Origin of the sequence: Sorangium sp. So ce367 (genome assembly GCF_051520455.1) — a bacterium.
Lineage (GTDB): Bacteria > Myxococcota_A > Polyangia > Polyangiales > Polyangiaceae > Sorangium > Sorangium cellulosum_B.
On record NZ_CP150334.1, the window covers coordinates 1,851,144 to 1,868,866 of the forward strand.

Consider the following 17,723-nt stretch of genomic DNA (forward strand, 5'->3'; position numbering starts at 1 on the left):
CGTCGATGGGCTGGCGCTTTACGGCTCGCGGGCGGATCATCCGCCGCGGCGCACCGCGACCGACAGCGCGTACCTTCGCGCGCTTGACGGCCGCGAGGAGCGCATCGAGGAAGACCGGATGACACCCCCTCGCTGGCTTGCCGCGCTCGCGGCGCTCACCGTTCCATTGGCGGTCTCGGCGACGGCCTTGACCCAGGGCGACGCTCCCCTCCCGCCGCCTCCTCCTCCAGAGCCGCTCCCGTCTGCCTCCGCGCAGCCAGCACCCCCGCCATCTCCTGCGCCGACACCGGTGCAGCCTGCGCCCGCGCCCGCGCCCGCGCCCGCGCCGACACCTGTGCAGCCGGCGCCCGCGCCGACACCTGTGCAGCCGGCGCCCGCGCCGACACCTGTGCAGCCGGCGCCCGCGCCGACACCCGTGCAGCCGGCGCCCGCGCCGACACCCGTGCAGCCGGCGCCCGCGCCGACACCGGTGCAGCCCGCACCTGCGCCCGCACCCGCGCCTGCGCCGATTCCGGTGCAGCCCGCGCCTGCGCCAGCGCCCGCTCCCATGCCGTTCCCGCCGCCATCTCCCACGCCGGTGCCGCCTGCGCCGCGGCCTGCGCCCGCGCCGCGGTCGACACCGGCGCCTGCACCGCCGCCCGCGCCCGCGCCCGCGCCGCGGTCCGCGCCGGCGCCTGCACCGCCGCCCGCGCCGCGGGCCGCGCCGGCCGCGGCCACGCCCGCTCCGGAGCCGCCCGCGCCGGTTCCGCCCGCTCCCGAGGAGCAACCGAAGGAGCCCGAGGACGACGAGAAGGACGGGATGCGCTTTCGTTTCGGTACGACGCTCGGCGGCGGGATCATCGAGTCACCCACGGGCGCGGGGGCCGTCTTCGCGCTCTCGGGGCGGCTCGGTGTCCAGGTCAACCACTATTTCGGGATATACTACCAGAACACACCGATGGTGACGCTCACCCCCGAGAGCACCGCGAACAGCGCTGGATTCGAGGCGGGGTTCATCGACTACAACTCGGTGCTCGCGGGCTTCACGCTGTTCCACTTCCTCGATCTCGGCGCGGGACCGTCCATGGATTACGTGGCCGTCGCGACCTGCGGCGCGGAGGTCCCGGAGGGCGGCATCCCGCTCCCGAGCGCCGGCTGTGAGAGCACGGCGGCCTGGTACCCTGGCGCTCACGCGCGGGGCGCGCTGATCCTCGGCGGCCTCGCCGGGAGCGGCGCGCGCCGGAGCGGCTTCGCCATCAGCGCGGATCTCCACCCGGTGTTCCTGCCAGAGGGGACGACATTCACCTTCACGCTGGGCCTCGGCAGCGAGTGGTACTGAGACGAACGGCGCGCCGGAGCGCGGCGCGCCGCCTCGCCGGGCGAGCCGCTCCGCTCGCCCGGCGCTCCGGGCAGCGGCGGGCAGCGGTGTGCCCGTCCGCTGGCTGAGCGCCCTTCGAGTGGAACCTTCGTTCCCCAGGTCAAGAGAGTTCCTCGCAAATACGCCGGGTCGCAAGGGGGCCCTGCCTCACGACTGCGCGGCGGTCGGCGCCAGCGCCTCTGTGGCGCGCCACCCGCTGTGATCCGCGACACCCCGACCCTGCGTTCGCGGTTCGCGAGGGTTGCTGTGTGGCGACCCGATGGACTACAATCCCATTGTCGGAGCGATTGTTGGCGGGACGCCGCACCGGAGAGCTGGGCGCCACGATCGTCCTGCGGCAGCGGCAAGCGACAGCAGGAGAGCGCCAGCGGCAGAGCGCTACCAAGTAGAGCGCCAGCGATAGAGCGCCAGCGGTAAGCAAGCGGTACGTAGATCGAGCGCGATGCGCGAGCTTTCGAGCTCGGTGGCAGGGAGCGAACGCGCACCCATGGATCCGCTGTTGTGCATGACAAGGTAAAATTACCGAGCATCACGATGCACCATCGCTCACCATGTAGGTCGACAAGGCAGGATGTGTCGCGCGAATCCGGGGCGCCATCTGCTGGTCTCTCGGAGGCGCCATCTCTTGCTTACGCTGTGCGGTGGGCATGCCGCTCCTGGGACTCGAGATCGAGCCCTGAGACCGAGGTGCGTGAGGAGCATGTCAAGCGCTCGCCTTCGTGTTTGGCGTGCTCGGCAGCGCCGGCGTGGTCGTGCTGGCCGGCTGCTGGGGGAGCGGCCGTCGGGTGTCGTCACCCTCTCCGGCGTCCCCATTTCGCCAAGCTCCGTGGGACCGCGGGGGCGCCTCCGAGGGGGCGCTTGACAAAGAGGGTTAACCATCGGCTACGCTCCCTACCCATGATGACCGGGAGGGCATGAGCCTGGTGGAAACGAGCTGCAGGCGCTCCACGGGGGCACGGCGGTCAGCGGTCGAGCGGGCCGTGGGGCACCTCGCGTGTCGGGCGCGAATCGCAACCCGCTGGGCATCATCGTGGGTGCCACGAAATAACCGCGCGGCTCCTCCGGTTCGGCACGGGGGATTTCGCTCACTCCTCAGGACCCTCGCCGAGCGCGCTTGGCCCGACAGGACCGGAGTTCCGCTTCGCCGGGGGCTCCGATCGACGCGCGCGCCGGCGGCCCTGCTCGCGGCGGCTCTGCTCATCGGGTGCTGTCTTCTGCTGCTCAGCCCGCCTATCACGGCTGGGCCCGTGGCCACGCTCTATGTGTATGCGGTGACACCGCTCCGCGCTCGCGCCCTCGAGCAGAAGATCGAGGAGTCGATGCCCGGCGTCGATGTCACCGTGTTCGGAAAGTTGAGCGATTTCAAAGCCGCGCTTGAGTCGACGCCGCCCGACGCGGCCCTCTCGCCAAAGCCGGTCCTGGCTTCGCTCAATCGGACCGCCGACATCCAGGGCATGAAGGCGGGGAGCGACGCGGAGCAGTACCTCCTGGTCTCGACGAGGGCGTTGACCAAGGAGATGCTCTCCGGTCTCAGATACGGGATCGTCGATCTGGTCGAACGGAAATCGCTCCCTAAGTTCGTGGCCGGGCTGCTGGGTGTGAGCACCGCGCCTGAGGTCCAGCGCGTCACGAAGATCGAAGATCTTTTGCAGCTGCTCCAGTTCCAGACGGCTGATGCGGTCCTCCTCCCCGAGCGATTTCGTTCTGACTTCGAGTCGAGGAGCAAGATGACGTTCACGATCCTCAGCCTCTCGACGGCGAAGGTCGGGCTGGTGGCGGTCACGTTCCTGGGCGAGCGCCAGACGCTGGAGGGCGCGATCCGGAGGCTTCCGAAACACGTGCTGGCCGATCTGGGGGTTGACGAATGGAAGTAAGGTCGACGCGTCCCCTCTCTCGGCGCTCGCTGCTGCGGGCCTCCGCCCTCGCGGGGCTCGTGCTGTCCCTGAGCTGCTCGTCGGGCCCAGCCACGCCCGTCGCCAGCGACCCGGCGCCGACGCTCACGCCGCCGCCTCCGGACGCGAGGCCGGTCATCTCCGTCATCGCCCCCTCGGATCCGCAGCTCGACGACATGCTGAAATCGCTCCGCGTCGAGCTGTCCGGGGAACACCGCGTCATCATCTCGCTGCTGCGCGGCGAGGCGTCGAGCCCCGATCTCGTGGCGCAGATCGTCGCCCGCGATCGCCCGCAGGCGGTGGTGCTTGTCAACAACTCGACCGTGCTCCTGTATCGCGAGTGGGCGCGCACCGTCCCGACCCCGCCGGTCGCGCTGATCCTGATGGCGTCCTTCGCCGAGGAGCTCCAGCGCACCGTCCCCAACTCGGTCGCCATCTCCTACGAGGTGCCGGCGGTCACGGCCATGGTGGGCCTGCGCACGCTGGGCCTCGACGCTCATCGGGTCGGCGTCGTCTACCGCCAGGGCTTCGCGGATCACATCGCGCGACAGGAAGCGCTCATGCACGTCGAGAAGCTGGCCTTCGTCAAGGAAGAGCTCTCGAACAAGCCACGGGTGCAGGACCTCCGCGCCGCGCTGGTGAACCTCCAGCGGGCGAAGGTCGACGCGATCTGGCTGCCGAACGACAATGGCCTCCTGAGCCCGAGGTTCTTGACCAACGTCTGGCTGCCCTACGTGGACCGGCTCGGCGCGCCGGTGGTCGTGGCCGTGCGTTCGCTCGTGAACGAGCACGCGGAGTTCGGGACGTTCGCTGCCATCCCCGACACCCAGGCGCTCGCGGTGCAAGCGGCGGATGTGCTTTACGAGCTCGCGGACGCCGACTGGAAGCTCCGGTCGTCGGGCGTCCGCCTGCCCATCTCGGTGAAACGCCTGGTCGACGTGAGGCTCGCACGGCGCTTCGGGCTGAATTCCAGTGAGTTCGGCCAGGTTGACTTTCTCATCGGTAGGTGAGCCCGTATCGGGGGGAATGGAGGCGCCGTGCGATTACCTTTCCAACCGGGCACATGGTCACGATGCGACGGGCCAGCTCGAACCATCGAGCTCCCGGGCTCGCCCGCCATCTGCTCGTCGCGTGGAGAGCGTCGCGCGCGGTGCTGCCGCCCCTGGAGCGCGTCGTCATGATCCGGGTGCTCGTGATCGATGACGACGAGATCGCTCGCGAGGCGATGCGCGCCGTCCTGGTCAGGGCCGGCTTCGATGTGGTCGAGCTCGCCACGCCCATCGGCGCGACGGCGGTCATCAAGCGAGACAAGATCTCCGTGGTCGCGCTCGACATCAACATGCCGACCATCAACGGCGACAAGCTGGCGAAGCTGCTCCGGGACAACGCGCAGCTCTCGAACCTGGGTATCGTCCTCGTCTCCAGCTGTGATATCGACAAGCTGAGCGCGATCGGCGAGAAGGTCGGCGCCGACGGCATCGTCTCGAAGGCGAAGCTGCACGTCGCGCTGGCGCCGGCGGTCGAGCGCGCGGTCGCCTCGCGCGCCGGGAAGACCAGCCCGCCGCCGCCTTCGTCTGCGGGGTCTTCTGCGGCGTCGTCCTCCTCTAACCCGCCGCCCTCGATGAGGCGTCCAAAGTAGAGTGCATGGCAACCCCGAACACCCACGGCTCGCTCCGCATCAAGCTGCTGCGCCTGATCCTGGGCGCGCTGCTGCTGCTCGGGGGCACCACGCTGCTCGCGAGCGGCGCGCTCATCTATTCGACGGATCGTGCGGTCCAGGCCAAGCGTGAGCAGGAGCTCCTGAGCGGCCTGGAAGAGAAGGCGCGCCTGCTCGGCTTCAACCAGGCGCTGGCCCTGCGCAGCCTGGTGGCTGACAACCTCTTCGGGGATGTCAAGGCGCTCATTCACCAGACCGTCTCGGAGAACAACGACATCGCCTACGGGGTGTTCTTCGACGCGGAGAACCGGGTCTGGGCGGCGAGCGGCCTGGCCCGGGCGCCCGCCTCGAAGGACGCGCCCGGCCCGGCGGCGCCGAACTACACAGCGGCGGACCTGGAGTCGCTCGGGATCAGCACCGTGCACCAGTCCCGGCTCGTGCTGCGGCGGCGGCAGAACCCCCTGGGTGGGGAGGACGTCGTCGAGGTCGCGGCCCCGGTCATCTCGGAGGGGGCCCACGCCGGGAGCGTGATCTACGGCGTCAGCACGAGGAGCGTCGTCGAGCGCATGGTCCAGGCCCGGGACCTCGCCGCGAACCGGCTCGTGACCACGCTCGGCCTGATCGTGGCGCTGATCCTCGGCAGCGGGGCCGCCAGCTATTTCCTCGTCAAGCGGGTCGCCGTCCACATCACCGAGCCGCTGCTCGCGCTGCGCACGGCGGCGGGGGCCATCGCCACCGGGCTCCGCTCGAGCGCGCCGCCGACCGAATCGCCCATCGTGGATCGGAAGAAGTGGGAGCGCGTGCAGATCACGAGCGGCGACGAGCTCGAGCTGCTCGGATCGGCCTTCAACAGCATGGTCGAGGCGAACGAGCAGGCGTTCGAGGAGCTGCGCGTGAAGACCGAGCAGGCGCTCGAGGCGTCGCGGATGAAGAGCGAGTTCCTCGCCAACATGAGCCACGAGATCCGGACGCCGATGAACGGGATCCTCGGGGTCATCCGGCTCATGCAGAACCAGTCGCTCGACGGCAAGATGCGGCGTTACGTGGAGACCGTCGACGCCTCCGCCAACACGTTGATGTCGATCATCAACGACGTGCTCGACTTCTCGAAGCTCGAGGCCGGCAAGTACGTGGCGCAGCACGTCTCCTACGATCTGCGCCTCGTCATCCAGGAGGTCGCGGAGCTGATGGCGAGCCAGGCGCACGAGAAGGGCCTCGAGCTCGTGTACCGCGTCGAGCGCCGCGTCCCCACGGGCATCGTGGGCGATCCCGACCGGTTCCGCCAGGTGCTCACCAACCTGGTCGGCAACGCGATCAAGTTCACCGAGCGCGGAGAGGTGCTGATCGACGCCTCGATCTCTCAGCAGGACAAGGCCACGGCGCTCATCAAGCTCTCCGTTGTGGACACCGGCCCCGGCATCGCGCCCGACGACCAGAAGAAGCTCTTCGCGGCCTTCTCGCAGGTGGACGGCTCGCTGGTCCGCAAGCACGGCGGCACGGGCCTCGGGCTCGCGATCAGCAAGCGCCTCGTCGAGGTCATGGGCGGCGAGGTCGGCCTCGACAGCACGCCGGGGCAGGGCAGCCGGTTCTGGTTCACGATCCGGGTCGGCGTCACCGCCGGAGGCGAGCAGATCCGCTCCGCCGAGTGGGCGAGCGGGCGCCGCGCGCTCGTGGTGGAGAACAGCAGGAGCTGGCGCGACGTCGTGGTGGAGCACCTGGTGGCCTGGGGCTTCGACGCCGAGTCCGCGGCCTCCGGCAGGGACGCGATCAACCGGCTCGAGCTCGCGGTGCTGGAGAAGCGGCCGTTCAGCGCCGCCGTCGTCGGTGTCCAGATGGACGACCTCGGCCTCGAGGAGTTCCTCAGGACGATCCAGTCGGTCCCGGCGCTGCAGACGTTGCCCGTGGTGGCGCTCTATCACATGGGATCGAGCGTGACGTTGAGCGGGATGGACTCCAGCATGGTCACGCAGCTCCCCAAGCCGCTCCGCGTCTCCGAGCTGTACAACACGCTGCAGAGCGCGCTCACGGGCGCCTCGACCCCGCCGCCCAGCAAGCCCGGCGCGGAGCCGGGTAAGATCGCGAGCAAGCTCCCCGTGCTGGTCGTCGATGACAACGAGATCAACCGCTACGTGGCGATGGAGCAGGTCGAGCAGCTGGGTCTGCGCGTGGAGACCGCGTGCAACGGCCAGGAGGCTCTCGAGTGCGTCAAGCGAAAGCGGTACGTCGCCGTGCTCATGGATTGCCAGATGCCCGTGATGGACGGGTACACCGCCACCCAGGAGATCCGCGCCTGGGAGCGCTCGAGGAATCGACACACGGTGATCATCGCGCTGACGGCGCACGCGCTCGTCGGCGAGCGGGACCGGGTGCTCGCGGCGGGGATGGACGATTATCTGGCCAAGCCGGTACGCCCTCAATCTCTGCAGAAGACCCTGTGGCGGCACGTGGTCCTGAGCCGGGACGAGCCTCCGTCGTCGCGGTCTCCCTCCGCCCCCGAGCTGGAGGCGGCGCGCGCGCCGGTGCTCGACCCGGAGGTCCCGCGCTCGCGGAAGCTGATCGAGCTCGTCCTCAAGAACGTGCCGGCGCAGCTCGATGGCCTGGAGGCGGTCATCCGGAGCGCCGTGGCTGCAGAGATCAAGGCGAACGCTCACAAGCTGAAGGGCAGCATGCTCTCGATCGGCGCGGCGCGCGTCGCGGAGCTGGCGGAGAAGATGCAGCTCGCCGCAGGTCAAGGCGAGCTGCCGCAGGCGGGCGATATCACGCGGCTACGTGACGAGTTCGACTCCGTGAGCGCTGCCCTGAAGGAGGAGCTCGCCGCGACCGCCAAGGCGACGTGACGATCGCGCCGAATCGACGATGGACGAATGTCTGGAGCCCACTGAACCCGCATGATGCTTGCCTCACTCGAAACCCGGTGGATGGTTGCGCTGGTGATCGCTTCGATCCCCGGTCTCGCATGGGCCCAGCCGACGACCGCGACGGCGCCGGGAGCGCCGAAGGCGGTGGGGGGTGAGCGCCGGAACGACGCGCTCGAGGACGTCGACCTCTTGAGGCTGCTCGACGTCGAGGTGTCCACCGCCACCAAGACGCTGGAGACCCTCGACGACGCGCCCGCCATCATGACGGCGATCACCGCCGAAGAGATCCAGCGCTGGGGATACACGAGCGTCGGCGAGGTGCTGGAGCACGTCGTCGGGTTCTATCTCATCGACGACCACATCCTGCCGAACGCCGGCGTGCAGGGGATGACAGGCGGGCTGGGGGCCGAGAGCGGCGGGATCAAGGTGATGATCAACGGTCGATCGGCGGCGTTCCGGACCACCAGCGGCAACTGGCTGGGCACGGAGCTGATCCCGCTGTCGGCCATCAAGCAGATCGAGATCGTCCGCGGTCCGGCGTCGGCGCTCTATGGCGCCGATGCGTTCCTCGGGGTCGTCAACATCATCACCCTCGATCCGGAGGACATTCCCTTCGTCGACGGCACGGTGCAAGCCGGCGTGACGAGGGACCACCCGCGCGGCCGCTTCGACCTCGTGGGCGGCATGTTCACCGACCGCTTCGAGATGATGCTGACGGCCGCGGGGGAGCTCGACGATCGAAGCGGCCTGGAGATGCCTACCCAGTCCCCGCTTCCCCGCATCCCGCCCTACAACGCGGGGCGCCTGGACGCCCAGAACCTCGAGCGTTTGTCGGGGGTCGTCGGGGCGCGCATCGGGTATCGCCATCCCGAGCGTGGGCACCACCTCAGGCTCAGCGCGTACTGGTCAGGCCTCCGGCGCGGCGGGGATTTTGCGCAATGGGCCCAGCTCACCGGCGGGACGGACGACGAGGGGAACCGTGTCGGCACGGTGGTCAGCCTCCAGCAGCGTCGGGTGGCGATCGACGGGCTTTACCAGCTGAACCGGGAACTCGCGTTCGCGGTGCAAGGGATGTACTTCCAGGGCGGCGTCCTGCCGGACGACCGCGTCGACCTCGCCGGCGGCTGGTACTACATCGAGCGGCGCATGGCGTATCGCGGCGTGGACGCGAGCGTCGAGGCCCGGTGGATGCCGTGGGACCGATTCAACCTGATATTGAATCTGGAGTCCGTCTACGACAAGGAGGACCTGCCGTCCTTCCGCCGGGTCACCAAGGAAACGGGGCAGTCCTTCGGCTCCCCGGAGCGGGAGCAGCAATCGGCCGAGCTCGTCGACATCGGGGCGCTCCTTAGCGCCAACCTCAAGGTGCTCGATCCGTGGCTGAAGGTCACGGGCGGGCTCCGCTACGATCACCACAGCAAGTATGGCAATCAGCTGACCGGTCGGTTCGGGGCGACCTCGCACCTGGGAAAGACGGTCGTGGCCAAGCTGCTGTACGGCAGCGCCTTCAAGGCGCCGTCCCCGTATCTGCTCTTCGCCGAGCCCCTCGTGCCGGGCGACGTGATCGGGAACGAGCGCCTGTCGCCTCAGCTCATCCACACCGTGGACGCGGAGCTGACGTGGAGGCCTGCTGTCTGGGCCTCGGCGAGCACGGGGGTGTCGTACAGCCTCTTGAACGACAAGGCAGAGTTCGTTCCGCGGGGCATCAACAAGACGGCGCTGAACATCGCCAGCCAGAAGTCCTTGATCTGGGCGACCCGCGCCGAGCTGCGGCACGGCGACGCCGTCGGGGGCTACGGGTCGTTCGAGACCGTGCATTCCACCCGGGACTCCGGCCAGGTGGGGTACCAGGCGGATCTGGTCGGCTCGTCGATGGTCGCGTACCCGCGCTGGATCGCCCGCGCCGGCGCCTATGTGAAGCTGCCGTCGCCGAGCTCCGTGCCGCTGGAGCTCTCGACGCAAGGGATCCTCGTCGGGCCCCGGCAGTCCGCGGAGGCGAGCACCCTGGAGGCCGGCGGCGCGTTCGAGCTGCCCACGTACCTCAGGTGGAACGCCAGCCTGGTCGCGCGCAACCTGTGGATCATCCCGGGGCACGAGACGACCCTGGCCGTGCGCGCCAAGAACATCCTCGGCACCTTCGGCCCGGATCCCGGCTTCTCGGGCTTCGAGTACCCGCTCGCGCCGCGCGAGATCTTCTTCGAGCTACGACACCGCTATTGAGCGGCGGTCACCCGCTTCGGATACGGGCCCATCTCGACGTTTTCGGTGCTCAGCGCACAGGAGTGCGCTTCCGCGCCGAAAACGCCGATCTGGACCCGTCTCCTGTGCGGGTGACCGCCGCTCTGCGACGCTCGTACTAGGCTCAGCTGAAAACCGCTCTAACAAGCTGCAGCGCTCTAGATCATTGCTGGACCACACACTTGGCGTCGAAGGGGTCGAGATCGCGGAACTTGTCGCCTTCGATGGTCCACGTTTGCATGATGTGATTCTGGCTCGCCCCGTAGGAGTCGAACTCGTATTCGGCGGCTGCGCCGATGTAGCGGAGCGGGGTCCCCGCGCGGAGCCTGGCCATCGCGGTGCTCAGATCCCACCACAAGGCGACGTCGTTCTTGGGGTCGTTGAGCTCGAGGATCTTCTGCCGCAGCTCATGTCCGGACGTGATGATCTGCCCGGTGGTCGCGTAGCCGTACACGAGGCCCATCGCGATGAGGACGACGCCGTCGTAATAGAAGTGCGCTGCGGGGAACGGCACCTCGCGGTTCCACCGGCGGGAGAAGTGATAGGTGAAGGCCGTGGTGTTCCAGTTCGTGCAATCGAGCTTCTCCCCGGTTTCGTCCTTGGGGGTGCACTCGCTCCGCAGGCTGAGGGAGGGCGAGATCCCGTAGGAGTCATCGAGCGCGCCTTGAGGGATGTTGGCGAGGAACACCTCGGTGTGCAACGCAGGTCCGAGGAGCCACCTGCCCGGACGCCCGTGGACGGTCCATTCGGTCACGATGGTCGAGGCGGCGGCGGGATAGGCGGCCAGCAGCGTGCGGCCGGCCGGCGCCCGCTCCGTCTCGTCGTCCAGGTAGAAGGCGGCTTTGATCTTGTCGTTGTACGTCTGTGCGCCCGGCTTGAACGTCACCGAGGGGAGGATCCTGCCCTGGAGCGCCGCGAAATGGGTCGTGAACTCGGTGCTGACGGCTGTGTTGTAGTCGTCCCGCGCGGAGAGGCTATTGGCGGTGCGGACACCCTCGCTAACGATGTGTTTCGCGAGCGCGCAGCCGATGCCGAACGGGGAAGGGGCGAGCCTCATCCTGCCGCCCACGTCCTCACGGCGCGCGATGGAGGGCGCGGCATAACCCGTCAGCATGTGGAGGATGTCCTCCTTCTTCACCTCGATCGCGATGTCGCGGGCGAGCTCGTTCTCTTCGGGCCCTACCAGGTAACGGACATCATCCGTGTAGATCAGCGAGAGCAGCTGGTCGAGCCCGCGGTCCTGGGTCGAGTGGCTGTCTCGGCTCACGATGTCGAAGGGCCTCCCTTCGAGCCCGCCCGCGGCGTTCAGGTCTTGGACCGCGAGCAACATGGCTTGCTCGAGGTTGCGGCCGATGGCCGACTCGCCCCCGGAGAAGGGGAGGAGGGCCCCGATTCTGATGGCGTTCTCGGGCTCATCGGGCTCATCGGGCGCCGTCGACGAGCAGGACGTCGAGAGCAGGGACGCGAGTCCCACAATCAGCCCGGTCTCCATACAGCGCATGCGTCGCCTGCGAGCGCCCAGCCACGCGCCGGCTCGATGGAGGCAGTCCCGAACGGTAGGCATCGCAGTGTACATGGTTGTCCTTCGAGACGATGACATCGCATTGAGGACGGAGCTGTCAAGGGCCGTGGGTGCGATGCGCACCACAAGGTTTGCTGTTTGCGTTCTGCGATCGATGCCCGTCGAACGCGGCTGTCGGGCCGTGGTGAGAGCGTGACCGGGAGAGAGACCCCGGGTCGGGCGCCGGCCGCGGCGTCGTGCCGTCGCCGGCGCCCGGGTTGCGCCCCCGCTCGGATTGTGATGGACGCCCGCCGCTCCTCCGCGAAACCTTTGCGGACCGCCCGTGTCCAAGGAGACGTGATGCCCTCCCACCTTCGCTCGCACTTCGCCTTCAACGCCCTCGCCGCCGCGATCGGGCTCTCCCTCGCGGCCTGCGCCGGGGCGCCTCCGCCCGCGCCGAACGCGCCGGTTTCGCCGGGCGACGGCCGCCCGGCGACCCCGCCGCCGGCGCCGCTCCCGGAGGAAGAGGCCTTCGCCGTCCACGGCACGCTCAAGGACGAGTGGCTCCCGATCCTGAAGCCGGCGCCCTTCGACCCGAAGACCGCGCTGGTCCCCCCGGCGCCGGCCGGCGTGCCCGCCGCGCCGCGCGCGTGCGAGGCGTTCGTGCGGCGCGCCGCCGTCGCGCCGGCGCAGCCCTGCGGCGACGCGCAGGGCGCGATCGAGGCGCTCGACGCCGCGCTCGCCGAGGACGACGCGGCGAAGCGCGACGCGCGGCTCGCGGGCGTCGAGGCGTGCGCGGGCCTCGAGGCGGGCCTCGCGCGCGCGCTCCGGGCCGAGCTCGCGCCCATCACCTGCGGCGACGCCATCGCCGCGCCGCTCCTCGAAGCGCCGCCCGCCGCGCTCCGGGGCGACCTCTACCAGGTGCTGCTCGGCCTGACGCTCTCCGCCCGGCTCGCGCGCACCGCGACCGAGCCGCCCACGCTGCGGCCGCCCTACGATGTCCAGCGCGTCCTCGCGTTCACCAAGGGGCCGCTCTTCGCGTGGGTGACGGAGCAGGCCCGGGCGATCGAGGATCTCGGGCGGCGCGGCGTCGAGCTTCCGTTCTACGCGAAGGGCATCGTCGCCGTGGAGTCGGGGCGGGCCGACATGCGGCTCGTCGAGGCGGTCCGGTCCGCGCCGCTGCCGGACGCCATGCGGAAGGACGCGGAGCTCGCGAACGTCTATTACGGCGAGCTCGATCAGCTGCTCGATCCCTGGAAGGCCCGCGGCCGTGACGCCGCGCTCGTCGGCCTGCGCGAGCTCTCGTCGGTCGGCGTCCTCCGCGACGCCCGCGTCGACGGCGCGCGAGAGATGCTCTCGCGCCTCTACGGCGGCCGGCGCGTCGACGCGCTGGACGCGCTGGAGCTGCCGCCGCTCGCGGCGGGCGCCGCCCCCTCGTCGGCCGTCGAGCGGCTCGCGGCCCGGCTGCCGACGTACTACGCGGGCCGCCTGATCGCGCCCGAGGCGGCGGCGCGGCCCGAGCTCCTGCGCGTCCTGCTCGGCCGGGGCGTCCCGCTCCAGCACCGCGCGGCGCTGCGCACCGCGCAGCTCTCGCCCGAGTCGAGGCTCCTCTACGCGAGGGCGCGGCTCGAGCTCGGCCGGCTGTACTGGCGGGCCGTGGACTTCGATCAGGCGACCGCGCTGCTCGCGGCGTGGCCCAAGGACACCCCGCGCCCCGCCGAGGCGACGGCGCTGCTCGCGGTCGCGCTCGGCCTGCGCAACGGCCCCGAGGACGCGGCGCTCATGATGCGGCGGGCGCCGCTCGCGGGGCTCGGCCTGGGCGAGCTCGCCGCGCTCGACTGGGTGGCCCGCGCGAAGCCCGCCTCGGCGTACGCGGGCATCGCGGCGTACGACGCGGCCGTCATCAAGCAGATCGCCGCCCCGCAGAGCGCCGAGGCGAGCTACTGGTCCGACGTGGCGGCGCGCTTCCGCGAGGCGCAGGCGCTCCTGACGGGGCCGCTCGCGAAGGCGGCGGAGGAGAGGGCGCGGGCGGCCGACGAGATCGCGCGGGCGGCGCGGTAGGGGCGGCGCGCTGGGCGGCGCGTTGCATCGTCCAGGTCGGCTGCTTTGCGAGCCCCCGCCGGTGCCGGCCGCCCTACCCGGAGCGCCGGCACCGCCAGCTGTCTACGGATCGATGATCCAAGGACCACCCGCGCCGCCCGCGCCGCCCGCGCCGTCGTTGGCGCCGGCGCCGCCCGCTCCGTCGCGGCCACCGGAGCCGGTTCCCGAATCGCCGGGGCCGCCCGCGCCGGCTCCCGTGCTCGCGCCGCCGGTGGCCGCGGCGGTGGCCGCGACGCCGGTGGTCCCGGCGCCGCTGGCCTCGTCGTCTCCGGGGGAGGTCGAGCCGTTGCCCGCACCGCCGGTGCCGCCGCCCGGGTCCACGTACGGGCCCGGGTCGATCAGACCGCCGCCGATCGCGGCCAGATCATAGATGAGGTCGGTATCGAAATAGATACCGATCGGCCTGTAGGCGATGCCAGAGCCCACGACGACGGTCTCCGCTGCATGGGTCTCCCAGTTCCAGCCGGTGGTGCTGACGATATCCCAGGTGTATTGCTGGTAGACCGGATAGGCCGAGACCCGCGCGAGCGCGGCCGTGGGCACGAACAGGACCGAGGTCGCGTCGAGCCCGACGCTCGCGCTCACGTCGAACCCGACCGCCCTGGTGATCTGGTCGTCCGACGGCACGCAGTCGTCCAGCGGGCCCGGCGTGGGCTGGGCGCCCGGGGACGTGTCGTCGCCCGGCGTGGCCGAGGTCGGCTGAGGACCCCAGGTGCCGCCGCCCGGCATGCCCGGCGCGGGCTGATAGCTCCAGCCGCCGCCGCTGCCCGGCATCCCCGTCGAGGGCTGAGGGCCCCAGGTGCCGGTGCCGCCCGGGGCGCCCGGGAAGGGCTGGAAGACCCCGAACGGGTCCTCCTCCGCGAGCGCCGGCAAGGGCCAGAGGTTGTTGGGCGCGCGACTGGCCCGTGTGCGCTCCGCGGGCGGGGGCACCCTGGGTGTGACGGTGCTCAGCACGCGCACCGCCGGCGAGACGCTCGCCGACACGGAGACGCTGAGGGTCCGCGGGCCGAACCCCTCCGCCACGCGGAGCAGGTGGGCGGCGTCCTCCCAGTGGAACGTCTCCGGCAGGACGAGGACGTTCGTGATCGTCCGACCAAAACACAGGGCCTGCCGGGCCTCGCCGACCCCGGCCCGTACGCCGCTGTCCGCGCGCTCGGGCACCTCGGACGCATCCCGCGGGCTCACGCAAGTGATGGATGGAACGAGCAGCATCGCCGTGCCGAGCACGAGCTTTACGTCGGGAACAAACATGTTCACTCCCCTGGGTTGCGAGCAGAGCAGCGAAGAGACGGAGCCACTCAGGCGTGGAGTGCGCCGAGGAGCCGAGCGTCGCCTTCCGCGTCCCGGTGTCCCGGGAGGCCTCTTCTTCCGACTCCGAGGCGACGGCGGCCAGAGTGCAGCCAGCCCGTGAGCGCCGTGAGCTCGGGAGTCCTCCGTGAGACCAGCTCGATGAGCATAGAAGTCCTATCGGGCGACGCTCCCTGCAAGAAGCGTGGAGTGGAGCGCGCTCCCCTGCGCGCGCCACGGCGGCGTCCACAGCGCGAACACTCCCGGCGCAAACGCCGGCCTCGAATGGACTGGCGCTTGCCGGTCCAGGACGCGCGTGAGCGGCGTGCCCACGGGCGAGGTCGCGCATCCCCCCGGGATCGGCGGCCTTGCCGCGCACGCGGCGCAAGAGAGGCGAGCGTGACGAGTCCTGTGGTCGTGAGCAAGTATCTGTGTGCCGCCGCTGCGATTCACGCCGTGCTCGGCTGCGCGGCCGGCCTCGACCTGCCCGACGAGGGCGGATCCGCGGCGGCTGCGACGTCCACCCTCGGGGTCGCAGAGCAGCGGGCCAGCACCTACGGGTGGCGGGTCATCGAGGTGATCGACTACAATTTCGACGGAAAGCAGGATGTGCTCTGGATCGACCCCGAGCGCAGCCTCATGGCCGTATGGTTCATGGAAGGCGTACAGCTGCTCACGCCGGGCCCGATCCTTCGCGGGCCGGCCGGCGGAGGCTGGTTCGCCATAGGGCACGACTTCAACCTCGACGGCCTGGCGGACGTGCTCTGGCGTCACGACGAGCGGGACCTGATAACGATCTGGCTGACGGACGGAGGCCGGCCGTTCGCGCAGGGCCCGATGCTCCCGGGGCCGCGAGGCGGAGGCTGGGTGATCCGGCCGAACGACTTCAACCGCAACCTCGCCTCGGATGTGCTCTTTTACAACGAGGAGCAGAACCTGATGACGGTGTGGCTGCTGGACGGCGTCCAGCTGCTCGCACCGGGCCCGTTCATCCCCGGGCCGGGCGGCGACTGGGAGATCGGCCCCATACCCGACTTCAACTTCGATCGCATCGCGGATGTGATCTGGAACGACGAGGTGCGCAATTTGATGACGGTGTGGCTGATGAGCAACACGGAGGTCATCGGGCGGGGGCCGGTGATCCCGGGGCCGAGCGGCGATGGATGGAACGTCCTCTGGGCGGCCGACTTCAACGCTGACGGCATGTCGGACGTGCTCTGGAGCAACGAGGAGAGGGGCCTCGTGGCGATCTGGCTGATGAACGGCGTCGAGCTCCTCGACGCGGGGCCGGTGGTCCCCGGGCCGATCGGCGACGGCTGGACAGCGGTCGCTGCCGGCGACGTCAACGGCGATCTGATGTCGGATGTCGTGTGGCAACGCCTGGGGACGAGCCAGATTGCGGTGTGGTTGATGAACGGCACCCACGTCCTCTCGCCAGGACCGGTGATCCTGGGCCCCCCCGGCGGCTGACCGACCCGGGCGGCTCGCGGCGCGCGCTGGCGCGCTCCGGCGGTTGACCTGCCCGCCCGTGTGCCCGGGTGGAACAAGATGAATCCGGACAGCGCCGGTTGATCCCGGCGCGCTCCTCGAGTGCGATCGGCGCCCCGCGATGCGACAGATCCTCCACATCGACATGGACGCGTTCTTCGCGTCGGTCGAGCAGCTCGACGACCCGTCGCTGCGAGGCCGCCCCGTCCTGGTGGGCGGCGCCTCCCGGCGGGGCGTCGTCGCGGCCGCGTCGTACGAGGCGCGCGCCTCGGGCGCCCGCTCGGCGATGCCGATGGTCGAGGCGCTCCGCCGCTGCCCGCAGGCGAGCGTCGTGCCGGTGCGGCACGCCCGCTACGCCGAGGTGAGCGCGCAGGTCTTCGCGATCTTCCGCCGCTTCACGCCGCTCGTGGAGGGGCTGTCCCTCGACGAGGCGTTCCTCGACGTGACCGCGAGCCGCGCGCTCTTCGGCGACGGCGAGGCGATCGCCGCGCAGATCAAGCGCGCGATCCGCGACGAGACCGGGCTCACGGCCTCCGCGGGCGTCGCGCCCTGCAAGTTCGCCGCGAAGATCGCGAGCGATCTGCGAAAGCCCGACGGCCTCGTCGTGGTCCCCGCCGACGTCGCCGCCTTCCTCGGGCCGCTGCCGCTCGAGCGCATGTGGGGCGTGGGCCCGCGCGCGGCCGAGCGGCTGCGCGCGGCGGGGCTCGCGACCATCGGCGATCTCGCGCGCTGCCCCGCGCCGCGCCTCCACGAGCTGCTCGGCCCCGCGTGGGGCGAGCACGTGCGGCTGCTCGCCGCGGGCGTCGACGAGCGCGCGGTCGTCCCCGGCCGCGCGGCGGAGTCGATCGGCGCGGAGGAGACCGTGGAGGAGGACCTCCGGGGCAGGGAGCCGATCGAGCGCTGGCTGCTCGATCTGTCGGGCCGCGTGGCGCGGCGCCTGCTCAAGGCGGGCCTGTCCTGCCGCGCGGTGGTGGTGAAGCTCAAGTACTCGGACTTCACGCTGCGGACGCGCCAGACGACGCTGTCCGAGCCGGTCAGCGACACGGACTCGATCTACACCTGCGCGAAGGGGCTGCTCTCGCGCTTCGATCTCTCGCGGCCGGTGCGGCTCGTCGGCGTCGCCGCGAGCGACCTGACGAGCGAGACCGGCGGCCCGACGCTGAGCCTGTTCCCTGTCGCCTCCGAGCGCCGCCGCCGCCTCGAGGGCGTCGTGGCGGAGGTGGCCGAGCGCTTCGGTGGGATGGGGCTCACCCGCGCGGCGCTGCTGGAGCCCCCGCCCTCGGGCCGCGCGGCGTCGCGCGCGGCCCCGGGCGAGCGCGAGAAGAAGAGCGAGAAGAAGAAATAG

The 17,723-nt window shown here is 70.7% G+C and carries 11 protein-coding genes; 9 read left to right on the top strand and 2 right to left on the bottom strand.

The window, feature by feature from the left end:
• The first annotated feature begins 547 nt into the window (after positions 1 to 547).
• The 6 genes from WME97_RS07155 (at position 548) to WME97_RS07180 (ending at position 9,984) form a co-directional block, all read left to right on the top strand.
• Complete coding sequence (locus tag WME97_RS07155) at positions 548 to 1,318, top strand: hypothetical protein (RefSeq protein WP_437550538.1); 771 nt, start codon at positions 548 to 550, stop codon at positions 1,316 to 1,318.
• Positions 1,319 to 2,604: 1,286 nt separating this feature from the next.
• A complete protein-coding gene (locus WME97_RS07160) occupies positions 2,605 to 3,231 on the top strand; it encodes a hypothetical protein (protein WP_437550540.1) in 627 nt (208 codons plus the stop codon).
• A complete protein-coding gene (locus WME97_RS07165) occupies positions 3,222 to 4,259 on the top strand; it encodes a hypothetical protein (RefSeq protein WP_437550541.1) in 1,038 nt (345 codons plus the stop codon). Before WME97_RS07160 ends, WME97_RS07165 begins: the two co-directional genes overlap by 10 nt.
• Before the next feature lie 62 nt (positions 4,260 to 4,321).
• Entirely contained in the window at positions 4,322 to 4,888 is a 567-nt protein-coding gene (locus tag WME97_RS07170) for a response regulator (protein ID WP_437550543.1), read from the top strand.
• A gap of 5 nt (positions 4,889 to 4,893) precedes the next feature.
• A complete protein-coding gene (locus WME97_RS07175; RefSeq protein ID WP_437550545.1) occupies positions 4,894 to 7,743 on the top strand; it encodes a response regulator in 2,850 nt (949 codons plus the stop codon).
• A gap of 93 nt (positions 7,744 to 7,836) precedes the next feature.
• Positions 7,837 to 9,984, top strand: a complete 2,148-nt coding sequence (locus WME97_RS07180) for a TonB-dependent receptor plug domain-containing protein (RefSeq protein ID WP_437550547.1) — start codon at positions 7,837 to 7,839, stop codon at positions 9,982 to 9,984.
• Between the two features lie 181 nt (positions 9,985 to 10,165).
• Here WME97_RS07180 and WME97_RS07185 read toward each other — a convergent pair whose 3' ends face one another.
• A complete protein-coding gene (locus WME97_RS07185) occupies positions 10,166 to 11,476 on the bottom strand; it encodes an ABC transporter substrate-binding protein (RefSeq protein WP_437550549.1) in 1,311 nt (436 codons plus the stop codon).
• 387 nt (positions 11,477 to 11,863) lie between these two features.
• On the opposite strand from WME97_RS07185, the gene WME97_RS07190 reads away from it, so the two are divergent.
• Positions 11,864 to 13,564, top strand: a complete 1,701-nt coding sequence (locus tag WME97_RS07190; protein WP_437550551.1) for a hypothetical protein — start codon at positions 11,864 to 11,866, stop codon at positions 13,562 to 13,564.
• Positions 13,565 to 13,666: 102 nt separating this feature from the next.
• Here the strand turns inward: WME97_RS07190 and WME97_RS07195 are convergent, their stop codons facing one another.
• Positions 13,667 to 14,854, bottom strand: a complete 1,188-nt coding sequence (locus WME97_RS07195; protein ID WP_437550553.1) for a hypothetical protein — start codon at positions 14,852 to 14,854, stop codon at positions 13,667 to 13,669.
• A 453-nt stretch (positions 14,855 to 15,307) separates the two neighbouring features.
• Between WME97_RS07195 and WME97_RS07200 the strand changes: the two genes are divergently transcribed.
• Together WME97_RS07200 and WME97_RS07205 are read left to right on the top strand one after the other, a co-directional pair.
• Positions 15,308 to 16,360 (top strand): FG-GAP repeat domain-containing protein, encoded by a 1,053-nt coding sequence (locus WME97_RS07200; RefSeq protein ID WP_437550555.1) that lies wholly within the window; start codon positions 15,308 to 15,310, stop codon positions 16,358 to 16,360.
• A 139-nt stretch (positions 16,361 to 16,499) separates the two neighbouring features.
• On the top strand, positions 16,500 to 17,723 hold the full coding sequence (locus WME97_RS07205; RefSeq protein WP_437550556.1) for a DNA polymerase IV: 1,224 nt from the start codon (positions 16,500 to 16,502) through the stop codon (positions 17,721 to 17,723).

Bases quoted from the DNA above. Each gene is read 5' to 3' on its own strand.
- WME97_RS07195 (WP_437550553.1), bottom strand. From the start codon at position 14,854: ATGTTTGTTCCCGACGTAAAGCTCGTGCTCGGCACGGCGATGCTGCTC.
- WME97_RS07170 (WP_437550543.1), top strand. From the start codon at position 4,322: ATGCGACGGGCCAGCTCGAACCATCGAGCTCCCGGGCTCGCCCGCCAT.
- WME97_RS07175 (WP_437550545.1), top strand. From the start codon at position 4,894: ATGGCAACCCCGAACACCCACGGCTCGCTCCGCATCAAGCTGCTGCGC.
- WME97_RS07165 (WP_437550541.1), top strand. From the start codon at position 3,222: ATGGAAGTAAGGTCGACGCGTCCCCTCTCTCGGCGCTCGCTGCTGCGG.
- WME97_RS07190 (WP_437550551.1), top strand. From the start codon at position 11,864: ATGCCCTCCCACCTTCGCTCGCACTTCGCCTTCAACGCCCTCGCCGCC.
- WME97_RS07205 (WP_437550556.1), top strand. From the start codon at position 16,500: ATGCGACAGATCCTCCACATCGACATGGACGCGTTCTTCGCGTCGGTC.
- WME97_RS07155 (WP_437550538.1), top strand. From the start codon at position 548: ATGCCGTTCCCGCCGCCATCTCCCACGCCGGTGCCGCCTGCGCCGCGG.